This is a genomic window from Microcoleus sp. CAWBG640 (genome assembly GCF_020883015.1).
GTDB classification, from domain to species: domain Bacteria; phylum Cyanobacteriota; class Cyanobacteriia; order Cyanobacteriales; family Microcoleaceae; genus Microcoleus; species Microcoleus anatoxicus.
In genome coordinates this window covers 1-16,781 of the sequence record NZ_JAHRFC010000092.1, presented here as the reverse complement: position 1 = coordinate 16,781, position 16,781 = coordinate 1, and the positions used below count along the sequence as shown (strand labels likewise).

The 16,781-nt window shown below is 41.7% G+C and carries 31 protein-coding genes, 1 other RNA gene and 1 pseudogene; 14 read left to right on the top strand and 19 right to left on the bottom strand.

The features are described from left to right. Both AAFP11_RS26155 and AAFP11_RS26150 read right to left on the bottom strand, forming a co-directional pair. Nucleotides 1–217, bottom strand: a 217-nt coding sequence (locus AAFP11_RS26155; protein ID WP_341739656.1) for a hypothetical protein, incomplete at its 3' end; no start/stop codon positions are given. Nucleotides 218–460: 243 nt separating this feature from the next. Beyond that, complete coding sequence (locus AAFP11_RS26150; protein WP_341739655.1) at nt 461–1,840, bottom strand: ATP-binding protein; 1,380 nt, start codon at nt 1,838–1,840, stop codon at nt 461–463. Between the two features lie 229 nt (nt 1,841–2,069). Here AAFP11_RS26150 and AAFP11_RS26145 point away from each other — a divergent pair, with 229 nt between their 5' ends. After that, complete coding sequence (locus AAFP11_RS26145) at nt 2,070–2,960, top strand: GTPase (RefSeq protein ID WP_341739654.1); 891 nt, start codon at nt 2,070–2,072, stop codon at nt 2,958–2,960. A 62-nt stretch (nt 2,961–3,022) separates the two neighbouring features. Here the strand turns inward: AAFP11_RS26145 and AAFP11_RS26140 are convergent, their stop codons facing one another. From AAFP11_RS26140 to AAFP11_RS26065, 16 genes are all read right to left on the bottom strand, one after another. Next, nucleotides 3,023–3,283: a type II toxin-antitoxin system RelE/ParE family toxin gene (locus AAFP11_RS26140; RefSeq protein ID WP_341739653.1), complete on the bottom strand. Its 261-nt coding sequence runs from the start codon at nt 3,281–3,283 to the stop codon at nt 3,023–3,025. Then, complete coding sequence (locus AAFP11_RS26135) at nt 3,283–3,498, bottom strand: hypothetical protein (protein WP_341739652.1); 216 nt, start codon at nt 3,496–3,498, stop codon at nt 3,283–3,285. The genes AAFP11_RS26140 and AAFP11_RS26135 overlap by 1 nt, the downstream gene beginning before the upstream one ends. 70 nt (nt 3,499–3,568) lie before the next feature. After that, nucleotides 3,569–3,784: a hypothetical protein gene (locus tag AAFP11_RS26130; protein ID WP_341739651.1), complete on the bottom strand. Its 216-nt coding sequence runs from the start codon at nt 3,782–3,784 to the stop codon at nt 3,569–3,571. Between the two features lie 103 nt (nt 3,785–3,887). Next, nucleotides 3,888–4,253 carry a type II toxin-antitoxin system VapC family toxin gene (locus AAFP11_RS26125; protein ID WP_341739650.1) on the bottom strand — a complete coding sequence of 122 codons (366 nt, stop codon included), beginning with the start codon at nt 4,251–4,253 and terminating at the stop codon, nt 3,888–3,890. After that, entirely contained in the window at nt 4,253–4,516 is a 264-nt protein-coding gene (locus AAFP11_RS26120; protein WP_341739649.1) for a hypothetical protein, read from the bottom strand. Before AAFP11_RS26120 ends, AAFP11_RS26125 begins: the two co-directional genes overlap by 1 nt. A gap of 118 nt (nt 4,517–4,634) precedes the next feature. After that, a complete protein-coding gene (locus AAFP11_RS26115; RefSeq protein WP_341739648.1) occupies nt 4,635–5,021 on the bottom strand; it encodes a type II toxin-antitoxin system VapC family toxin in 387 nt (128 codons plus the stop codon). Then, a complete protein-coding gene (locus AAFP11_RS26110; protein ID WP_341739647.1) occupies nt 5,014–5,244 on the bottom strand; it encodes a hypothetical protein in 231 nt (76 codons plus the stop codon). The genes AAFP11_RS26115 and AAFP11_RS26110 overlap by 8 nt, the downstream gene beginning before the upstream one ends. A 113-nt stretch (nt 5,245–5,357) precedes the next feature. Continuing rightward, a complete protein-coding gene (locus tag AAFP11_RS26105; protein WP_341739646.1) occupies nt 5,358–5,639 on the bottom strand; it encodes a hypothetical protein in 282 nt (93 codons plus the stop codon). An 83-nt stretch (nt 5,640–5,722) separates the two neighbouring features. Then, nucleotides 5,723–5,923 (bottom strand): hypothetical protein, encoded by a 201-nt coding sequence (locus AAFP11_RS26100; RefSeq protein ID WP_341739645.1) that lies wholly within the window; start codon nt 5,921–5,923, stop codon nt 5,723–5,725. Between the two features lie 114 nt (nt 5,924–6,037). Beyond that, nucleotides 6,038–6,238, bottom strand: a complete 201-nt coding sequence (locus tag AAFP11_RS26095) for a hypothetical protein (protein ID WP_340521594.1) — start codon at nt 6,236–6,238, stop codon at nt 6,038–6,040. Nucleotides 6,239–6,300: 62 nt separating this feature from the next. After that, the gene (locus tag AAFP11_RS26090; RefSeq protein WP_341739644.1) at nt 6,301–6,462 is read right to left on the bottom strand and encodes a hypothetical protein; all 162 of its coding nucleotides are present in this window, start codon (nt 6,460–6,462) and stop codon (nt 6,301–6,303) included. Further along, on the bottom strand, nt 6,459–6,887 hold the full coding sequence (locus tag AAFP11_RS26085) for an addiction module protein (protein ID WP_341739643.1): 429 nt from the start codon (nt 6,885–6,887) through the stop codon (nt 6,459–6,461). Before AAFP11_RS26085 ends, AAFP11_RS26090 begins: the two co-directional genes overlap by 4 nt. Further along, entirely contained in the window at nt 6,856–7,215 is a 360-nt protein-coding gene (locus AAFP11_RS26080) for a DUF5615 family PIN-like protein (protein WP_341739642.1), read from the bottom strand. Before AAFP11_RS26080 ends, AAFP11_RS26085 begins: the two co-directional genes overlap by 32 nt. A 3-nt stretch (nt 7,216–7,218) precedes the next feature. After that, nucleotides 7,219–7,443 carry a DUF433 domain-containing protein gene (locus AAFP11_RS26075; RefSeq protein WP_341739641.1) on the bottom strand — a complete coding sequence of 75 codons (225 nt, stop codon included), beginning with the start codon at nt 7,441–7,443 and terminating at the stop codon, nt 7,219–7,221. An 81-nt stretch (nt 7,444–7,524) separates the two neighbouring features. Next, a complete protein-coding gene (locus AAFP11_RS26070) occupies nt 7,525–7,821 on the bottom strand; it encodes a type II toxin-antitoxin system RelE/ParE family toxin (protein WP_341739640.1) in 297 nt (98 codons plus the stop codon). Next, nucleotides 7,796–8,026 carry a hypothetical protein gene (locus AAFP11_RS26065; RefSeq protein WP_341739639.1) on the bottom strand — a complete coding sequence of 77 codons (231 nt, stop codon included), beginning with the start codon at nt 8,024–8,026 and terminating at the stop codon, nt 7,796–7,798. The genes AAFP11_RS26070 and AAFP11_RS26065 overlap by 26 nt, the downstream gene beginning before the upstream one ends. Before the next feature lie 12 nt (nt 8,027–8,038). On the opposite strand from AAFP11_RS26065, the gene AAFP11_RS26060 reads away from it, so the two are divergent. Continuing rightward, entirely contained in the window at nt 8,039–8,161 is a 123-nt protein-coding gene (locus AAFP11_RS26060; protein WP_341739638.1) for a hypothetical protein, read from the top strand. A gap of 2 nt (nt 8,162–8,163) precedes the next feature. Here AAFP11_RS26060 and AAFP11_RS26055 read toward each other — a convergent pair whose 3' ends face one another. Continuing rightward, nucleotides 8,164–8,721 carry a 2'-5' RNA ligase family protein gene (locus AAFP11_RS26055; protein WP_341739637.1) on the bottom strand — a complete coding sequence of 186 codons (558 nt, stop codon included), beginning with the start codon at nt 8,719–8,721 and terminating at the stop codon, nt 8,164–8,166. A gap of 117 nt (nt 8,722–8,838) precedes the next feature. Between AAFP11_RS26055 and AAFP11_RS26050 the strand changes: the two genes are divergently transcribed. The 12 genes and pseudogenes from AAFP11_RS26050 to AAFP11_RS25995 form a co-directional block, all read left to right on the top strand. Then, nucleotides 8,839–9,105, top strand: a complete 267-nt coding sequence (locus AAFP11_RS26050) for a YciI family protein (RefSeq protein WP_341739636.1) — start codon at nt 8,839–8,841, stop codon at nt 9,103–9,105. A gap of 23 nt (nt 9,106–9,128) precedes the next feature. Beyond that, an RNA gene (gene ffs, locus AAFP11_RS26045) (signal recognition particle sRNA small type) lies at nt 9,129–9,225 on the top strand. A gap of 23 nt (nt 9,226–9,248) precedes the next feature. Next, nucleotides 9,249–9,629: a hypothetical protein gene (locus AAFP11_RS26040; RefSeq protein WP_341739635.1), complete on the top strand. Its 381-nt coding sequence runs from the start codon at nt 9,249–9,251 to the stop codon at nt 9,627–9,629. A gap of 241 nt (nt 9,630–9,870) precedes the next feature. Further along, nucleotides 9,871–10,314, top strand: coding sequence for a hypothetical protein (locus tag AAFP11_RS26035; protein WP_341739634.1), 444 nt, complete (start codon nt 9,871–9,873; stop codon nt 10,312–10,314). A 24-nt stretch (nt 10,315–10,338) separates the two neighbouring features. Next, nucleotides 10,339–10,905, top strand: a complete 567-nt coding sequence (locus tag AAFP11_RS26030; protein WP_341739633.1) for a Uma2 family endonuclease — start codon at nt 10,339–10,341, stop codon at nt 10,903–10,905. 100 nt (nt 10,906–11,005) lie between these two features. Further along, on the top strand, nt 11,006–12,352 hold the full coding sequence (locus tag AAFP11_RS26025) for a DNA phosphorothioation system restriction enzyme (protein WP_341739632.1): 1,347 nt from the start codon (nt 11,006–11,008) through the stop codon (nt 12,350–12,352). A gap of 186 nt (nt 12,353–12,538) precedes the next feature. Next, nucleotides 12,539–12,823, top strand: a complete 285-nt coding sequence (locus AAFP11_RS26020; protein ID WP_341739631.1) for a hypothetical protein — start codon at nt 12,539–12,541, stop codon at nt 12,821–12,823. Beyond that, complete coding sequence (locus tag AAFP11_RS26015; RefSeq protein ID WP_341739630.1) at nt 12,820–14,886, top strand: AAA family ATPase; 2,067 nt, start codon at nt 12,820–12,822, stop codon at nt 14,884–14,886. Before AAFP11_RS26020 ends, AAFP11_RS26015 begins: the two co-directional genes overlap by 4 nt. Continuing rightward, complete coding sequence (locus AAFP11_RS26010) at nt 14,876–15,532, top strand: Uma2 family endonuclease (protein ID WP_341739629.1); 657 nt, start codon at nt 14,876–14,878, stop codon at nt 15,530–15,532. Before AAFP11_RS26015 ends, AAFP11_RS26010 begins: the two co-directional genes overlap by 11 nt. Before the next feature lie 13 nt (nt 15,533–15,545). After that, nucleotides 15,546–15,866: a nucleoside triphosphate pyrophosphohydrolase gene (locus AAFP11_RS26005; protein WP_341739628.1), complete on the top strand. Its 321-nt coding sequence runs from the start codon at nt 15,546–15,548 to the stop codon at nt 15,864–15,866. An 85-nt stretch (nt 15,867–15,951) separates the two neighbouring features. Continuing rightward, nucleotides 15,952–16,422, top strand: a complete 471-nt coding sequence (locus AAFP11_RS26000) for a DNA phosphorothioation-associated protein 4 (protein ID WP_341739627.1) — start codon at nt 15,952–15,954, stop codon at nt 16,420–16,422. A gap of 10 nt (nt 16,423–16,432) precedes the next feature. Continuing rightward, nucleotides 16,433–16,781, top strand: a pseudogene (locus AAFP11_RS25995) (endonuclease/exonuclease/phosphatase); the annotation flags it as partial.

The window sequence follows — 16,781 nt, the reverse complement described above, 5'->3', positions numbered from 1 at the left end:
ACGATCGCCTGATTGTCGGTACGATCGCCTGATTGTCGGTACGATCGCCTGATTGTCGGTATGATCGAATCAATGACGTGGCGATCGACTGACTGACTCTTTTAAGATACAAGGGGCGGGTTTTACCAACCATTAATGACAAAAATCGACCAACCTCAAAAACCCGCCCCACCCCAACGACAAATCGCCATTCCAAATTAAGGTTGATGTGGGACATCGATGTGGTGGGGGCGGGTTTATCTAGATGGTTTGTCAGACTCAAATATTATCTGTAAAACCCGCCCCTACAGGTAATATCTATTTAATCGTGGGTTATTGGTGTGGTGGGGGCGGGTTTATCTAGATTGTTTGTCAGACTCAAATATTATCTGTAAAACCCGCCCCTACAGGTAATATCTATTCGATGGTGCGACATCGCTCTCTGCGTTCTCTGCGCCCTCTGTGGTTAAAAAAAATCCGGTTATATAGACATAGAGATAACATACTGTTTCAACACAGGATTCAAACTAAACAAAATTATCTTTTCCTCTTCTACAACATCCAATAAAAACCGACTTCCAAGCGATCGCACTGCATTAACTATTTCAGACGGCGAAAACGGTATTTGGTTAAAAAAATGAGACACAGCAACAGGTTCAGCTTGATTAGCCAGGTGAACCATCACCGCCAACTCTGCCGCAGTCAAACGCCCAAAAGGTTGAGATAATTGAAATTGCAACCCTTCATCTAAAATCGGCATTTCGCACTGCAAAAACTCCGAAACTCTCCCCCCAAATAACTCTCGAATCAGCGTTGCAGTCAACTCCAACCATAGGGGATTGCCTTGATAAATGTCAATCAAAGTTGACCATGTTTCCTCATCGGCTAACTTGTGCGATTTCAGAATCTCTTTAGCAGCTTCTCCCAAACTTCCCAATTCAAAACATCGCACGGGACGATCCTCTTTTGATAATCTGGCAATTTCTCTGGGTTTTTCCCAACTATTCAATATCAAACAACTTTGATGACAAACTTCGGCAATTAGTTTAAAAAATAACTGATAATCTTCATATCCAGTTTTATATTGTCCTGCGAGTTGTTGGCTGCTAAAAAGCATTTGCACGTCATCGAGGACAATCAGACATCGGTATTTTCGCAGGTAATCGAGGATTTGGGAAATTTTGGTTTCGATGTTTTGGGGAGTTTCTGATGTTTGGGAAAAGATTTGCAGCAGGTTGGTGAGGGTTGTTTCTAGAGTTGGGGAAAAGCGGAGGCTGCGATAGATGATGTAATCGAATTGGGTTTTGATTTGGTTGATTAGGCGGAGGGAGAGGGTTGTTTTGCCGATTCCGCTGATTCCGAGGAGTGCGATGAGGCGTGTGCGATCGTGTGTTATCCAGTTTTCGAGGGTGGAGAGTTCGGAAGTGCGATCGAAAAAGGTGAATATTTCGGGTGCGTCGCCTAAGTCTATGTGGAGTTGTTTGGGAGTTTGTTGGGGGTTTTGGGGTTCTGTTGGACTTCTCGCCCTTTCTTGACAAATATTGAGGTTGTTAATCGCTACATAATCTCTACCTACTCTACCGATGGCTGATGAAAAGTTATCAAATTTCGCTTTTTCTAATATTGCTCTAAAATTTCTTTTAGTAATATCTTCTCCCAATCCCTCTGAAAATATTTGCCATAATTCCGAACCGATATCTCTGGTATGGCCTTCACTGGAATGAGTCGCTTCAGCAATTTCTGGGTATGTCTGACCTTGGAATGTCCCTTCCAGGATAGCTTTTTGCAGATAGTCTATATGTTCTCCCGTCTTCGCGAAGATTAGTTCGTCCGCGAGTTTTAAGACTTCTGCGATTTCCATAGGTCAGTCGTGTGGTGCGATTTGTCGTATTATATCCGATCTTTCCGACATTTCCGACAAGGTTCCGACATTTCCGACATGATTCCGACATTTGCGATCGGGTGGTCTGGGAAAAGTCCCGATGTTGCCAACTGACTGCGCTTAGGTTTGGTTATAAAATATACCTTAATGACCGCAGTTGCTCTACGCCACGTAATCCTTAACTTTCCTAATAAATTAAAAAAGTATCATGACTGACACAATAGGCATAAATTTCATTCAAGCTCTTGAAAGAATGTTGGCGAATACTAAAAAGAAACCATTGGTATTTTTTGTAGTGGGTCGTACAGGATGGGGGAAATCTAGCACTGTCAACTCATTGGTGGGCAAAGAAGTATCTAAAGTTAATCGCTATAAGGCGGAAACAGCAGATGTTGTTGGATTTGATTTTGAGATAAATGGGGTTAAAGCTACTGTCTTTGACACTCCGGGTCTGTGTGATGGAAGTGGAAATGATGAAGCATACATAGACCTAATCCGTTCCAAAGTTCGTACTCCTGACTCTATGTTGTATGTTAGCAGACTAGATGAAACAAGATCGGAAAACGATCTACGAGCAATCAAAATTATTTCATACGCTTTGGGACCTATAGTTTGGCAATATGCTGTTATTGTTTTTACTTTTGCAAATAACATTGAACCCTGGGAATACCAAGAGCAATTGCGAATAAAAAAACAAATCATTCTACAAACCATAGCAGACGTAATAGGTGATGGTAATATGCCCGGTCAGATTCCAGTAGTTGCAATAGACAATAAACGCAAAACTACACCTGACGGTAAAGAATGGCTGGGAAATCTTTTTACAGCTATAGTAGATCGAGTATCTAAAGAAGGGACTGTTGCTCTCCTAGCTATGTTAACCGAACATATAACAAATCGAGTTAATCTTAATAAAAATCAAAAACAAATTATTAGAAGAAAATTTGTAGATGCAGTTCTTCAGTCTGGAGGAGCTGCTGCGGGAATTGGAATTACTGTTGCCGGACTTTTAAACGCTCCACTAACCATAGGTTTTTCAGTAGGTGGAATAGCAGGAACGCTCATAGCAGCATGGCTATGTAAGTATGATGCTGATTAAATTAGGATAAGATAGTTAAAAACCGATCGCCCTTATCTTCCCAAAGTGCGATCGCCATTAAGTTAATCATAAATTTCTCTCCGGTGTCCAATCTGATGAATAGTAATCACCCTTAAATCATCATCAAAAGAATAAATTACCCGATAATCACCCACTCTTAACTTAAAGAAACCAGCCAGATTAGCCGACAAAGGCATAGGAGTAATTTGTTCAAAATTTTCAGCCAACCAATTGATTTTATTACCTATACGCTCCTGTACAGCCTGAGTCAATCTTTCTTGGTTAACCAGAGCTTCTGCTGTCAACTCAACCGAATAGCTCATTACGATTTTATGCCGATTTTTTGATAAACTTCCCCTGGTTCGATCCTGTTTTCTCCTGCTTGTTTCCGCTTCATTGACTCTAACAATTTCAGCTTGACTTCTTCCTTAACTTCTAAACCTGCATCAGGATCGCCCAAATATTCTTCTAAGCACTGTTCAACGGTATGTCGAATCAAGTCCCGCAGTTGCTCAACTGTCATATCTTTGACTTGCATCTTAATCTCCTAGTTTGTGGGATTATCAATAAATAATAGCAACTTTAGTACAGTTGTCTCTGTAACTGAGCTATCCATTCCATGAATTTCGTTCCTGATTCACATATTCTTGAGCATCAATCCCATGCCAAATTTCCTTACCCAAACCTGACAATTCTAAAATACTGCGCTTGGGCTTAGGAATCATTCGTTGACGAATATGTGCAAACAATTCAGAGATGAGTCGCAGTTGCTCATCTGGTGTAAGTCTTAGAACCTGACTCAGTACCTCGCTATAAGTAGACATAGGCTTTATGTTGAGATTTTTTGGCTGATTGTTATTATAGCAATTTAGGAGCTAGGGAAATGCGATCGCCCTTATCTTCCCAAAGCGCGATCGCCTATCTTTCTTAAGCCTCAAACGGGTTAATCAGTGTGAGTTCAGCAATCCACCGAAAATCCCCTATATTTCTTGTTACTAAAGTTCTGTTATATACCAAAACTGTTGCCGCAATAATAGCATCCCCTAGTGTCATTCTCCTCATCTGTCGCAACAGGACTGTCCGATCGAGTACAGCGTTAGAAATCGGTAGAACCTCCACCACACCAAAAAACTCCTCAAAGTACAATCTATTTTCTTCAGTCAGTCTATGATAACCCAGCACTTCAACGTAACTTATTGCCGATACAACTATGTCATGTTCGCGAATAAACTGCCTAATCTGCGCGTGTTCTGGTTGAGAAGCGTAGATAATAATATTACTGTCAAGCAGCATTATTCATCCCTACCTGGAAGTGAACGATCTTGACGTAACTCTCGCTGCCATTCCACCGGATCGCTAATCTCAGCAAAGACATTACTTGCTGCAATCTTTTCCAATATTTCAACTATTCTCTGACGGCGGAACTCAGCACTTAAAGTCGATCGCTCTTCTTGTAAAGTAACGTAAACTCTGACAGGCAGATCGCCCTGTTTTGGAACCTCATTAGCCCATTCTAAAAGGTTTCCCTTCAATATAGCCTCAAATATTCGCTGCATAGCTAATATCCACTATTCTCTATTTTTATTATTATAGCTCTTGATGACTGCCTCGCCCCTTTTCTTCCCAAAGTACGATCGCCCTTATCTTCCCAAAGCGCGATCGCCCCTTTTTTACCTAATCAAATGGATTCAATATAGTTAACCCATTAACGCGCTTAAAATCCTTAGCATTCCGAGTCACCAAAACACATCCCTCAACTAAAGCACAGGCTGCAATTACACCATCACCTAATTTTAAGCGATAATCTCGGCGAATTTGGGCTGCACTATCTAAAACTGATTCTGTCAATGATACGCACTTAAGAAGCCTCAAAAATTCTCGCATCTCATTCGCTTGTTCTTCTGTCAATGCCGGGTAACAAAGTAACTCCACCCAACTAATTGGACAATAAAATGCCTCTGCATCTCCAGCTTCAATCTCATCAAATATAGACTGAACTTCTGGCCCATCATTGAAGTAGTAAATCAGGATGTTGGTATCGAGAAGATATTTATTAATCATCCCATTCTGCTCTAAGTTGCAACTGGAATTCCAAAGCATCCACACGTTTAGGCAAAAAACCTCGCCATCTCTTTAGATTTTTCCTCGGCAATCTTTCACTGCTACCCTGAGTTTGGGTTGTTACCCGATCGCACATCAATGCTGACAATACTTCTAAAAGCTGCTGTTGCTCGTCAGGAGTGAGACTTTGAGCCTGACTCAGTACCTCGCTATAAGTAGACATAGGCTTTATGTTGAGATTTTTTTGGCTAATTGTCATTATAGCAATTTAGGAGCTAGGGAAGTACGATCGCCCTTATCTTCCTAAAGTGCGATCGCCCCTACTTTCTTATTTAGTTAAGCCGTTGGATTATCTCCCCGATCGGGCTGATTGAGGAGGATGTCCAGAATGCGACGATTCTCAGTTTGGAGTCCGCGAATCTCTTCTTGTTGTTGGACAATAATTGTTTGTTGCTGTGCCATATTTGCTTGCTGTTGATCCATCCTTTGAAATAACTGCTGCCGTTCTTCCCTTGCTTCGGCTGCCACATTAGCTAAAGCTTGAATGACGCGGGCGTTACTTTCTACCATGCTAGCCAGACGATCTAGCTTATCATCATCCCAACGCTCTGTACTCATGGATTTTTTCCTTTACTCTACTTTTTAGGATAACTTCAATTTTAGTTATTTAGCTTCTGCTGTCAACTCAACCGAATAACTCATTACGATTTTAGACCAATTTTTTGATAGACTTCCCCAGGTTCGATGCTATTTTCTCCTGCTTGTTTCCGCTTCATTGACGCTAACAATTTCAGCTTGACTTCTTCCTTAACTTCTAAACCTGCATCAGGATCGCCCAAATATTCTTCTAAGCACTGTTCAACGGTATGCCGAATCAAGTCCCGCAGTTGCTCAACTGTCATATCAAGGATGAGACGGATCTGCCTTCAGCAACTCATAACATTGATCTGCTGTAGCTTGTACATTTGATGACAAAGCATTGTAACAATCCCAAAACTTTCGAGTAGTATAGTGCATTAAATTGCTCGATAATTACCACTCTCAAAATCTGCGATCGCCTCTGCTGCTAAAGCATCCAGTTTACCCTCAGCAATATCTCGATCTAACTGAACATCCCATCGTTGGTAATCCAAATTTAGAAACCACTCTAACAACTCTCCAATCTTGTTGGGCGGAAGTTGGAGAATCGCATTTTCTATCTGTTCAATAGTCAACATAGGCTATCTTAACTTACACTTTTACTTAGTTGATTATTGTAACACTACTTTGAGCCTCATCATCAGTATTTTCGTTTGAGTTGCTCAACGGTCGTTACCTTACTTGCTGCTACATCAGTTCGGGCTTTATTAAATGCTTGTAGAAAACCGGGAATTTTCAATAATTCGTTCGTAGCTTCATTGCTTTCACGTTCTGCTGCTTTCAGGAGAATATAGTCAGTCAATTTTTTTCTCCAAATAGCTTAAATTTGATTTCTTGGGAGGATATCCCCCGATCGCGACCAGCTTGGTAATCTTGCCAACCAGCCTCGCTCTCTGCTATTTCTTCTGCTGAAATTACTTCATCATCTTCGGCAACTTCTTCCCGTAACTGAATCATCTTTTTCAAGTCTTCTAATAACCGCAGTTGGTCTGCAATCGTGAGGCTTTTAACTTGATTCAATACATTGCTATAAGTAAACATAGACTTGGTTGTAAGAGTTTTTGCTTGTTCTCTATTATATCTAAATTTAAAGTTCTGGAAAAGCGATCGCCCTGATTTTCCCTGCATTGCGATCGCCCTTATCTTCCCAAAGTGCGATCGCCCTTTCCTTTCCAACACCCAACTAATTAACTCACTATATAAGCGGTTTTCTGAACCGATATCCATCAGGTTCTACAACCACAAATGCCCCTTTCAGTTCTACTTCAGAGTAATTTTCTATAACTCCTGCTAGTTCCTTGTGAACTTCATTCACCATTTTAGGTAAGACTCGAAGGTAAATCACACCTGTTGCGATCGCCCTCACAAAAACCAGATTTCCGTAATCTCTGTCTCGCGTAACCAGGATGCGATTTTCTGTTTGGGCTACTCTCAGTATTTCTTCATCACTTGCTTGCGCTAAACCCATTTGAGCAACAACAATTACATCATGTCCTGCATCAATCAAAAACTTTATGGTGACAGCATACACATCTTGGTCAATCAGAAATTTCATAATTTAAGCTAATGCCAAATGTACGTCTTCCGCCGCCACCAGTGCGATCGCATAACGCAAGCAAGCTCGAATATCATCCATTTCCAAATCGGGATAGTAATCTTGGATAATCTCTGCAAAAGAAAGCCCTTCATTTAGTAATTCGAGAACGCTCTGTACAGTAATGCGCGTACCCACTATGCAAGGCTTACCGAAGTGAATTTGAGGGTTGACGGAGATTCTGTCCATTTTGACCACGCAGCTTTATGTCTCTTCTATTTTAAGTCATCAGTTAGGCGATCGCAACCTATATTTTTTACCAAATGCGCCCTAATACACTTCACGACGATGAGCTATCACAGTCACAACCACCCGCTTTTGCTCCTCATCAATCTCATAAACAACCCGATAATCTCCAACGCGATAGCGATAGTATCCAGCTAAGTCGCCTTTGAGTTGCTTAATATTTGGATGACTGCGAGGGTCAGTTTTCAACATCTCAAAACATCGATCTAGCTTGCGTTGTAAAGAAGCTGATGCTTCTTCAAAAAACTCCTGAGCATCAAAGCTAAGAACGATTGAATAAAAATTCAGATTTTCATCAGTATTTTCGTTTGAGTTGCTCAACGGTCGTTACCTTACTTGCTGCTACATCAGTTCGGGCTTTATTAAAAGCTTCCAGAAAACCGGGAATTTTCAATAATTCGTTCGTAGCTTCATTGCTTTCACGTTCTGCTAAATAAGCTAAAAAATCAGCCACAACGAGCAGCCGTTCAGGAGATAAGCTATCTATCGATTGCTTAAGGTTCTGGCGAAGTTCTTGAGTTTTCATAGTTCATCGCTATTGAAAATTATTAGAGCTACCTTCCTGATTATACCAGATAGTCTGAAATTTCGCTCGTGCGATCGCCCTTTTATTTCCCAAAGTGCGATCGCCCTTTTATTTCCCAAAGTGCGATCGACCTAAATCTAACTCCCAGCAAATAAAAACTCAGTACCAACATTCCACCGACTACCATCGTGAACGAGTAAAGTTAACTCCGAAGCAGTAAACTCAAAAAAGATCGATCGCCCTTTGAACTCCAACCAAGCAGCATCAAAATTTGGCTTAGTTAAATCGCTAAACGCCACAGTCATATGCGGTACAAAAGAGCGAGTCTGAGAAACGCGATCGACAATTCCCAAATTTTCCCCGACATAACTCATCAAATCTGTTTGAAGTTCCAGCAATGCCGGCGACTTGACAACATCAACGTAAATGACGCGGGGCGCAAAAGCAGCAAAACCGGAGAGAGTAATCGGAATTGGTAAGCGCCCAGCAGCAAACCCCTTCAAACATTCCTCCAATTTGGGAACATCCGCCACAGCCCATTCAAAAGGAGGTTGCAGCGTGATGTGCGGTGGCGACTGCAAAGCGCGGCGGCTGTTGTAATGTTCCGCAAAATACTCTTTAATCTGAGTAATCTGCTGTTGAATCTCCAGAGGTGGCACCAAAGCAATGAAAAATCGCTGTTTTAATGGATTCATAGGATAACTCAATAAAGGATGCTGGAACATGGAACATAGAGGATTTGCGTGATGGCCCACTTGCCCGCTGACTCATTCCCAATCTAAGATCGAAAATAAAAAATCCCAAATAAAAAAATGCCTTGGTTTGTCAAAATTGAGCAAGGAATTGTCGAAAAGCCTGTATTTGACCAGTACGTGCCAGCTCACAGAGCTTATGTCCGAGACTTGATTTCAAAAGGACACCGAGCGAAAAGTGGCTACTGGGCAAGGAGAGGTGGCGGTATGTTGATGTTTGAGGCAGGTTCGATGGATGAGGCAAAGGCGATCGTCGCTCAAGACCCCCTGGTGAAGAACGGTTGCGTTAGTTATGAAATTTATCACTGGTGTGTGGTTGAAGAATAAATAACTGTGTTATACTCATAAATGAACTGGACCCACGCGATTACAACGCCCAAATCTTGTCAGGACCGGAAGGTAGCAGCAACACGGGATGCTTGTGATAGGCGTGGTATCCGGTTCACCCAGTTTTTTGAGGTGTAGCTTCTATGCCTGGTTTTGGAGATATTTTACAAAAAGCAGTTTACCTAGGCGTTGGGCTAGCTTCCTACGCTGGCGAAAAAGCAGGTAGCAAGCTAAATGAGTTGCGTGCTGAAGCTGAAAAGCTCTCGGAAGAATTGGTGAAGCGGGGCGAGATGTCCACGGAAGAAGCTCGTCGCTTTGTTGATGATATGGTGCAACAGGCTCAGCAGCAGCCCCAGTCAGTGGAACCGGCGGGGAATAAAAACACGACGGAACCGCGACGGATTGAGATTGTTTCTGAAGAAGACGCTTCGGCAAAAGATGCTAAAGAAGTTGACGGCGTGGACAAGCTGCGGGAACAGGTACAGAATTTACAAGACGAATTGCGACGGCTGAAGCGAGATTAAACCGCAAACAGTGCGATATCAAATCATAAAGGGAACTTAGAGTCAAGCTCTTGAGTTCCCTTTTTGAATATCTACCCCATAATCTCAAATCAAATGTGGACGGATCTGAGGCAAGAGGTAATAGAATTGTGAATAGGGTATCAGCACTTTGCAGTTTTTGCGTCAGTGCTGTGTAACTCACCATCAAATTCTTTCCAAGGACTAAAGTCCTCACTACAAACTGAAGTAACCTTACAAATTCATGGAAGATTGGTCAAAAGGTTTTTTTGAAGTAATCGAAAATGCTGCGTCTGAAGTAGAGCATTTTTTCACGGATATGAATGAAGATTTTGCTGAAATGCTGGAGGTGTTGACCAAGATTTCGGAAGAGTTTACAGAACAAGTACAGAATAATCTGATTAATGAGATAGATGGTTATTTCAATGAGTTGGATGGCTATTTCAATGAATTAATAGAACCGATTATTGAGGTTTACCGCGAATTCGAGCAGGATTTTGATGAGATAGATTCTTCTTTTGTGACTTATGTAGACCCTTCCCCGATACAACAGCAGGCTTGTCGCGGTTGTCGAAACTATCACGGTCAAGTTTATGGGGGAAATTTGTTGGTTTGTGCGATGCACCCTACTGGTGTGGAATCAGAAGTTTGTCCAGATTGGGAATCTGACGGCGATAATAATTTTTAATGGTTTTTGAGGGGTTAATGGCTTATGGTAATGTTAATTCAATCTCCGTCAAAAGTTTCTCTAGAAGACTTTTTGCTGCTTCCAGAAACTGAGCCGCCTAGCGAGTATTTTGATGGTCAAATTTATCAAAAAGATATGGCACAAGGAAAACATAGTACATTACAATTCGAGTTTTCATCTGTGATTAACCGAGTTGGCAAGCCACAGAAGTTAGCTTATGCGTTTCCTGAATTGCGCTGCACTTTTGGCGGACGTTCTATTGTTCCAGATATCGCAGTGTTCGAGTGGGATCGGATTCCTTTGAATACTCAGGGAGAAATTGAAAATAGGTTTGAAATTGCGCCGGATTGGATAATTGAGATTTTATCACCGGAGCAAACTTCTACTCGTGTGATTAATAAGATTCTGTTTTGCCTCAAAAATAACACTAAATTAGGTTGGCTGATTGACCCGGAAGAAAAATTAGTCATTGTATTTAAACCGCAGCAGCAACTTGAAATTAAAGAGAATGAAGATGTTTTACCTGTACTCGATGTGCTGTCTGGTTTGCAATTGTCGGCCGCCAATTTGTTTGATATGTTAAAGTTTTAATGAGAAATTAGTTACGGTTGAATCAGGATAATATTGCATCTAACTGTATTTAAAAGTGAATCTATCGATCGCCAATAATCCCCAATTCGGGTTTCCGAAAATGTCGCCATCGCTACAATTGCGGCCATATCAGCGAGTTGCGGTGGCTAATTGGTTTGCCAATCAGGGGCGTGGTACGCTGAAGATGGCTACGGGTAGCGGTAAGACGATTACTGCACTGGCGATCGCCACTGAATTATACCAAAAAATTAACCTGGAAGTCCTCCTGGTAATTTGTCCCTATTGCCATCTAGTGAGTCAGTGGGGGCGCGAATCGGAAAAATTTGGTTTAAAACCTATTTTGGCTTTTGAAGAAGGCCGCAGTTGGCAAAATCAATTAAGTACGGCTTTGTATGAAGTGCGATCGGGCGAGCGGCTATTTTTGACAATTATCACTACTAACGCCACATTAATGTCCGATAGCTTGCAATCTCAACTGCGCTATTTCCCAGAAAAAACCCTAATTATTGGAGACGAAGTTCACAACTTGGGCGCGCCCCGTTTAGGACAAAGTTTACCCCGGAATATTGGGCTACGCCTCGCCCTTTCCGCCACCCCAGAAAGATATTTTGACGAACAGGGAACCGAAGCTATTTTAGATTATTTCGGTCCTGTTTTGCAGCCGGAGCTCACCTTGCGAGATGCCATCCGCCAAAAAGCATTAGTACATTATCTATACTATCCCATTTTAGTAGAACTAACCGCCACCGAAAGTCGCAAATATTCCTACTTAACTAAAAAAATTGGCTGGGTACTTTCGGGAGATGAAAAAGTAGCAGAAAACGATGCTTTAACAACTTTATTAATCCAGAGAGCAAGGTTAATTGGAGCGGCTGGTAATAAGTTAATAGCTTTGCGAGAATTAATGATTCACCGTCTCGATACTGCACACACTTTATTCTACTGTGGCGACGGTGCGATGGAAGGGGCAACGCGCAAACATAACAACCGCCAACTAACAGAAACCACCAAGTTACTCGGTGCAGAATTAGGCTACCGAGTTAACACTTATACTGCCGCCACACCTTTAGCAGAAAGAGAACGATTGCGGCGACAATTTGAAACCGGAGAATTGCAAGGTTTGGTAGCAATTCGGTGTTTAGATGAAGGCGTTGACATTCCAGCAATTCGCAATGCCGTAATTTTAGCAAGCAGCAGCAATCCGCGTCAATTTATTCAGCGTCGCGGGCGAATTTTGCGGCCGCATCCGGGGAAGGAAAGGGCAACTTTATTTGACATGATAGTTTTGCCTCCCGATTTAGGTAGAGAAACTTTAGAAGTCGAACGCAATTTGCTCAGAAAAGAGTTAAAGCGGTTCTTAGAATTTGCCGATTTGGCCGACAATGCTGGGGAAGCTAGGGTGAAATTGCTACAACTTCAGAAGCGGTATGGTTTGTTAGATATTTGACATTTATTAGGGTTTGGTTTATGTTAATAAGTAGAATAAGAGAGAGGCGAACAATGCTTATAGAGTATACTGTTTAGCCCTTCATATTTTACCTAGATTTAAGTGATTTTACTGATAGTATAATTATTTTCAGCACTTCTTGAGTGGATTTTTTTAAGAATACAGAAAAAGTTGAGGTTTAATTTGATGGAAAACTTGAGAGAAAGTTGGATAGAAAATCAGAGCAGTACATATAAATATGGAAACAGCCAGACTCCGACAATATCAACAGAAATATTAGCCGAAAAGCGCTCTCCTTATCAAATAGAAAACAATCTCAGCGACGTACAGGAACCGATTATTAGCGCGCCGCCGGAAGTGCGGCAAATTATTGAGCGGGTATTGGAAATTGAGAAAGATAAGCTATACATGAAATCTCCCCGCTATATCAGCGATGACATTTTGAAAATAATTAAGGAAGCGGTTATATGAAGTTAATTTCCCTTGTTTTGTGCAATTTTCGACAGTTTTATGGCAAAACTCCCGAAATTAAGCTGGCTGGTGGCGAGCAAAATACTACCGTGATTCACGGCAATAATGGATCGGGAAAAACTGCTTTAATGAATGCGTTTACCTGGGTACTTTACGAAAAATTTAGCGCGGCTTTTGCTGCGAAAGAGCAATTAGTAAACAAGCGCGCTCTAGCTGAGGCAGAAATAGGGAAAAAAGTATCTTGCTGGGCAGAAATTGTGTTTGAACACGACAGCACCCGCTACAAAGCCCATCGTATTTGTCGCGCTTACAAGAGTGAAAACTCGGTTGAACTAAGCGACAGCGAATTGTCGCTGACTGTAGCCAAAGATGACGGGCGCTGGATACCGACGGCGCAGCACGCTGAGGATATTATCGGACGGATTTTGCCGGAAAGTTTGCATCAATATTTCTTTTTTGATGGAGAAAGAATCGAACAAATTGTCCGACAAGACAACAAGGCAGAAATTGCTGAAGCTACTAAGGAGTTGGTGGGCGTAGAAGTGTTGAATCGTTCGATTCGGCATTTAGGAGATGCCAAAAAGTCTTTAGAAACTGATTTAAAAATAGTTGGCAATGCCGAAAGCAAAAAAATATTAACTGATAAAGATAAATGCGAATTAGAAATTGAAAAACTTGCCAAGCGTCAAGTCGAGATTGAGGGTGAGTTGGCGAGTCAAGGGGAGTTAAAAAGAGCCATTAGCGGGAATTTGCTGGAGCTCAGCGGTGCTGGGGAAATGCAAAGGCTTCGAGATGAATTGGAAATGCAGAAAGCTTTGCTGAAACAACAGATTAGCAGGTGTTTAGATGCTATTAAACGCTCGGTTTCTGTGCGGGGTTATGTGGTATTTTTATCGGAAGCGGCGACGGATTTTCAAGCAATTGTTGGAGGTTTGCGAACAAAAGGTGAGTTGCTGTCGGGGATTCAGCAGCCGTTTCTGTCAGAGTTGTTAGCGAGGGAAAGGTGCATCTGTGGTGCGGAATTAATCGAGGGTTCGGAAGCTCATGCAGAGGTGAGTGGCTGGATGGATAAAGCGGGGGTTGGTGATGTGGAAGAAACTACGATTCGGATTAGCGATCGCGTTCATGAAATCGACAGACAAATTGCTGATTTTTGGGAAGAGGTTGATAATCATCAAGCTAATATTAAGGCCAGCAGAAGCGAACTTTCTAGGGTGGAAAATCAGTTAGATGATATTCACAATAAGCTGCGAAATTATCCTGACACCGATGTCAGTGGCTTGCAAAAGCGCTTGGATGAAATTGAAATTGCCATTGGCGATTTGCACCGGGAAACTGGCTTTAACCAGCAGCAAATTGAGAGTGCGAGGGCGCAGATGGCGAGTTTAAATAAGCAAATTGACAAGCAGCAAATGAATGAGGAGAAGCAAATTTTGGCTCAGCGGCGGATTGCTGCTACTCAGGATGCGATCGATCGCCTAACTGAAGTGCGATCGCGTTTGGAAAAGCAGTTTTGTTCTCAGCTAGAAAACCGAATTCAAGATATTTTTAGTCAAATTTCTTTTACTCCTTATATTCCAAAATTAAGCGATAAATACGAATTGACATTAGTAGAAAATACTTCGGGTAAACCAGCTTTGGTTGCTGCTTCTACTGGGGAAAATCAAATTCTCAGTTTGTCGTTTATTGGGGGAATTATTGAGGGGGTGCGGGAGTGGAGTCAAAAAAATACTTTGATGGGCCCGGATAGCAGTACATTTCCCATTGTCATGGATTCTCCCTTTGGTAGTTTGGACGAAATTTATCGGAAACAAATTGCGAATAAGTTGCCGAAATTAGCAAATCAATTAATAGTTTTAGTAACTAAAACTCAGTGGCGGGGGGAAGTAGCCCAAGAGATGGAAGGCTGCATCGGTAGAGAATATGTACTTGTATACAATTCTCCGAAAGCTGATTGTGAAGAAGATGCGATCGAACTGGGTGGGATGCGCTATCCTTTAGTTAGGCACTGTCCCAATGAGTTTGAATATACGGAAATTTTAGAGGTGGATTATGGCTTCTAATTCGGGAATTACACAGGTTTTGGAAACCGATATTTGGGTAAAAGCGACATGGGGAGAGTTTCTAGCCTTCGCTGAGGATTCAGCTTGGGAAAAAGGCAATTTTTATTACGATCGAGAACAAATGAGGATAGAAATGTCACCAGTAGGGCTATTGCACGCGCGTCATAATTCAATTATCCCGTATGTAGTTATTCTGTTTGCTGCATTGAAAAATATCCGAGTAGTTCAATTTGCTAATGCCAGTTTCCGCAAAGTAGGTATTCGTGAGTTTCAACCCGATCTAGCTTACTACATAGGTTCGGATTTGAGGGTTCCTCCTAATGACAGTAATTCACCTGTTAATTTGAATGAATACGATCCGCCTAATTTGGTAATAGAAATTGGCGCATCTTCTTTTAGTGATGATTTGGGTAACAAGCGGTTGCTTTATGAAGACGCAGGAATTAGCGAATATTGGGTTGAACGTGCAAACACGCGGGAGGTTTTTGCCTTTGCAATTAATGGCGGAGGTAGTGGCAGGATTCAACAGTCGCGGGTTTTACCTGGGCTAGAAATCGCGTTAGTTGAGGAAGCTTTGAATCGGAGTCAAACTCAAGATGATGGAGAAATTAATCGCTGGTTGATTCAAAATTTTAGTCAAGGTTAAAGGAGTGTTAGAGGTGGGGAAAGAGTATCATAAGTTGGTGCGCGATCGCATTCCTGAAATTATTCGAGAAAATGGTATTGAATGCGAAGTTACTGTTTTGTCCGAAGCCGAATACTGTCAAGCTTTGCGGCAGAAATTGATGGAAGAAGCTGGGGAAGTGGCGGAGGCTGAGGGGGAAGATTTGGTGGCGGAATTGGCTGATTTGTATGAGGTGATCGATGCGCTGATGGCGAGTAGTGGCATTTCGGGCGATCGCATTTTGAAAGCACAAGTCAAGCGCCGGGAAGAAAGAGGCGGTTTTGCACAAAAAATAATGTTGTTGCGGACATTGTGAGTAATCTGAATACTAAATTTATCATTATAATTTGACGATTGGTTTTGCCAAAATATATAATAGTTAAAAACTACAAATTATGGCAATGGCTGCTAACAAAATTAGAATTGCTAAAGATAAAGCGGAGTTAGTCAAATCTTTAACTTTATCTGATAACAACACTGGTCCTTTCCAGACTTACGCCGATGTCATCGCCTTTGCTGCATCCTTGGGAAATAAGCGGAAAAAACGTTTACGTTTGGGGGAAATTTCTAAACGAGAACCGGGGGCGATCGATGTTGATATTTTTGTGTCTAGGGGTTACGATATGGTGATTAAGTTAATTGCGATCGCCGAAACTAAAAATCCTCAAATTCTCTCCCATCTCGACGGAGAATTGGAAGCACAACGCTTGCAAATTTTTGAAGAATATGCTAACGGCGGGCTGGAAATATTGCGAGAAGAGTTTCGGGGTGCGGCGGATTATACAGACAGACTGTTGTTATTTTTAATCACGGAAAAAGATAATCAACATCGGTCAAATGAAGAATTCGATTTAAGCAAGTTCTTATTCTAATAGCTTTTCAATGAATCACCTACCAGAAAATATCATCAACAGATGCTTCAAGCAATCTGCAAAGATTTTCGCCTACAGCTACTTAGCATTAATTATTGGCTATTTAATTTTCAAACTAATATTTTGGGATCGGCTCTGGGTTATAGCCTTGATTAGCACTTTTATACCCTTGATTTTTTTCCCAACTTTCCTGCTTCCCATCATCGGATTCTCAATTATCCAAAAAAGATGGTTTACGATAATTTCGGCGATCGCCTGTATTATCCTCATAAGTTGGCTGCACGTCAAATACTTTTCTCCCGCACGAGTCAACATCACAAATTCGCAGCCCGGTCTCAAAATTTTATCCCATAACCTCG

Excerpts from the sequence above, each read along its gene's own strand:
- AAFP11_RS26150 (WP_341739655.1), bottom strand. The coding sequence starts at position 1,840 with ATGGAAATCGCAGAAGTCTTAAAACTCGCGGACGAACTAATCTTCGCG.
- AAFP11_RS26145 (WP_341739654.1), top strand. The coding sequence starts at position 2,070 with ATGACTGACACAATAGGCATAAATTTCATTCAAGCTCTTGAAAGAATG.
- AAFP11_RS26140 (WP_341739653.1), bottom strand. The coding sequence starts at position 3,283 with ATGAGCTATTCGGTTGAGTTGACAGCAGAAGCTCTGGTTAACCAAGAA.
- AAFP11_RS26135 (WP_341739652.1), bottom strand. The coding sequence starts at position 3,498 with ATGCAAGTCAAAGATATGACAGTTGAGCAACTGCGGGACTTGATTCGA.
- AAFP11_RS26130 (WP_341739651.1), bottom strand. The coding sequence starts at position 3,784 with ATGTCTACTTATAGCGAGGTACTGAGTCAGGTTCTAAGACTTACACCA.
- AAFP11_RS26125 (WP_341739650.1), bottom strand. The coding sequence starts at position 4,253 with ATGCTGCTTGACAGTAATATTATTATCTACGCTTCTCAACCAGAACAC.
- AAFP11_RS26120 (WP_341739649.1), bottom strand. The coding sequence starts at position 4,516 with ATGCAGCGAATATTTGAGGCTATATTGAAGGGAAACCTTTTAGAATGG.
- AAFP11_RS26115 (WP_341739648.1), bottom strand. The coding sequence starts at position 5,021 with ATGATTAATAAATATCTTCTCGATACCAACATCCTGATTTACTACTTC.
- AAFP11_RS26110 (WP_341739647.1), bottom strand. The coding sequence starts at position 5,244 with ATGTCTACTTATAGCGAGGTACTGAGTCAGGCTCAAAGTCTCACTCCT.
- AAFP11_RS26105 (WP_341739646.1), bottom strand. The coding sequence starts at position 5,639 with ATGAGTACAGAGCGTTGGGATGATGATAAGCTAGATCGTCTGGCTAGC.
- AAFP11_RS26100 (WP_341739645.1), bottom strand. The coding sequence starts at position 5,923 with ATGACAGTTGAGCAACTGCGGGACTTGATTCGGCATACCGTTGAACAG.
- AAFP11_RS26095 (WP_340521594.1), bottom strand. The coding sequence starts at position 6,238 with ATGTTGACTATTGAACAGATAGAAAATGCGATTCTCCAACTTCCGCCC.
- AAFP11_RS26085 (WP_341739643.1), bottom strand. The coding sequence starts at position 6,887 with ATGGATATCGGTTCAGAAAACCGCTTATATAGTGAGTTAATTAGTTGG.
- AAFP11_RS26080 (WP_341739642.1), bottom strand. The coding sequence starts at position 7,215 with ATGAAATTTCTGATTGACCAAGATGTGTATGCTGTCACCATAAAGTTT.
- AAFP11_RS26075 (WP_341739641.1), bottom strand. The coding sequence starts at position 7,443 with ATGGACAGAATCTCCGTCAACCCTCAAATTCACTTCGGTAAGCCTTGC.
- AAFP11_RS26065 (WP_341739639.1), bottom strand. The coding sequence starts at position 8,026 with ATGAAAACTCAAGAACTTCGCCAGAACCTTAAGCAATCGATAGATAGC.
- AAFP11_RS26055 (WP_341739637.1), bottom strand. The coding sequence starts at position 8,721 with ATGAATCCATTAAAACAGCGATTTTTCATTGCTTTGGTGCCACCTCTG.
- AAFP11_RS26050 (WP_341739636.1), top strand. The coding sequence starts at position 8,839 with ATGCCTTGGTTTGTCAAAATTGAGCAAGGAATTGTCGAAAAGCCTGTA.
- AAFP11_RS26040 (WP_341739635.1), top strand. The coding sequence starts at position 9,249 with ATGCCTGGTTTTGGAGATATTTTACAAAAAGCAGTTTACCTAGGCGTT.
- AAFP11_RS26035 (WP_341739634.1), top strand. The coding sequence starts at position 9,871 with ATGGAAGATTGGTCAAAAGGTTTTTTTGAAGTAATCGAAAATGCTGCG.
- AAFP11_RS26030 (WP_341739633.1), top strand. The coding sequence starts at position 10,339 with ATGGTAATGTTAATTCAATCTCCGTCAAAAGTTTCTCTAGAAGACTTT.
- AAFP11_RS26025 (WP_341739632.1), top strand. The coding sequence starts at position 11,006 with ATGTCGCCATCGCTACAATTGCGGCCATATCAGCGAGTTGCGGTGGCT.
- AAFP11_RS26020 (WP_341739631.1), top strand. The coding sequence starts at position 12,539 with ATGGAAAACTTGAGAGAAAGTTGGATAGAAAATCAGAGCAGTACATAT.
- AAFP11_RS26015 (WP_341739630.1), top strand. The coding sequence starts at position 12,820 with ATGAAGTTAATTTCCCTTGTTTTGTGCAATTTTCGACAGTTTTATGGC.
- AAFP11_RS26010 (WP_341739629.1), top strand. The coding sequence starts at position 14,876 with ATGGCTTCTAATTCGGGAATTACACAGGTTTTGGAAACCGATATTTGG.
- AAFP11_RS26000 (WP_341739627.1), top strand. The coding sequence starts at position 15,952 with ATGGCTGCTAACAAAATTAGAATTGCTAAAGATAAAGCGGAGTTAGTC.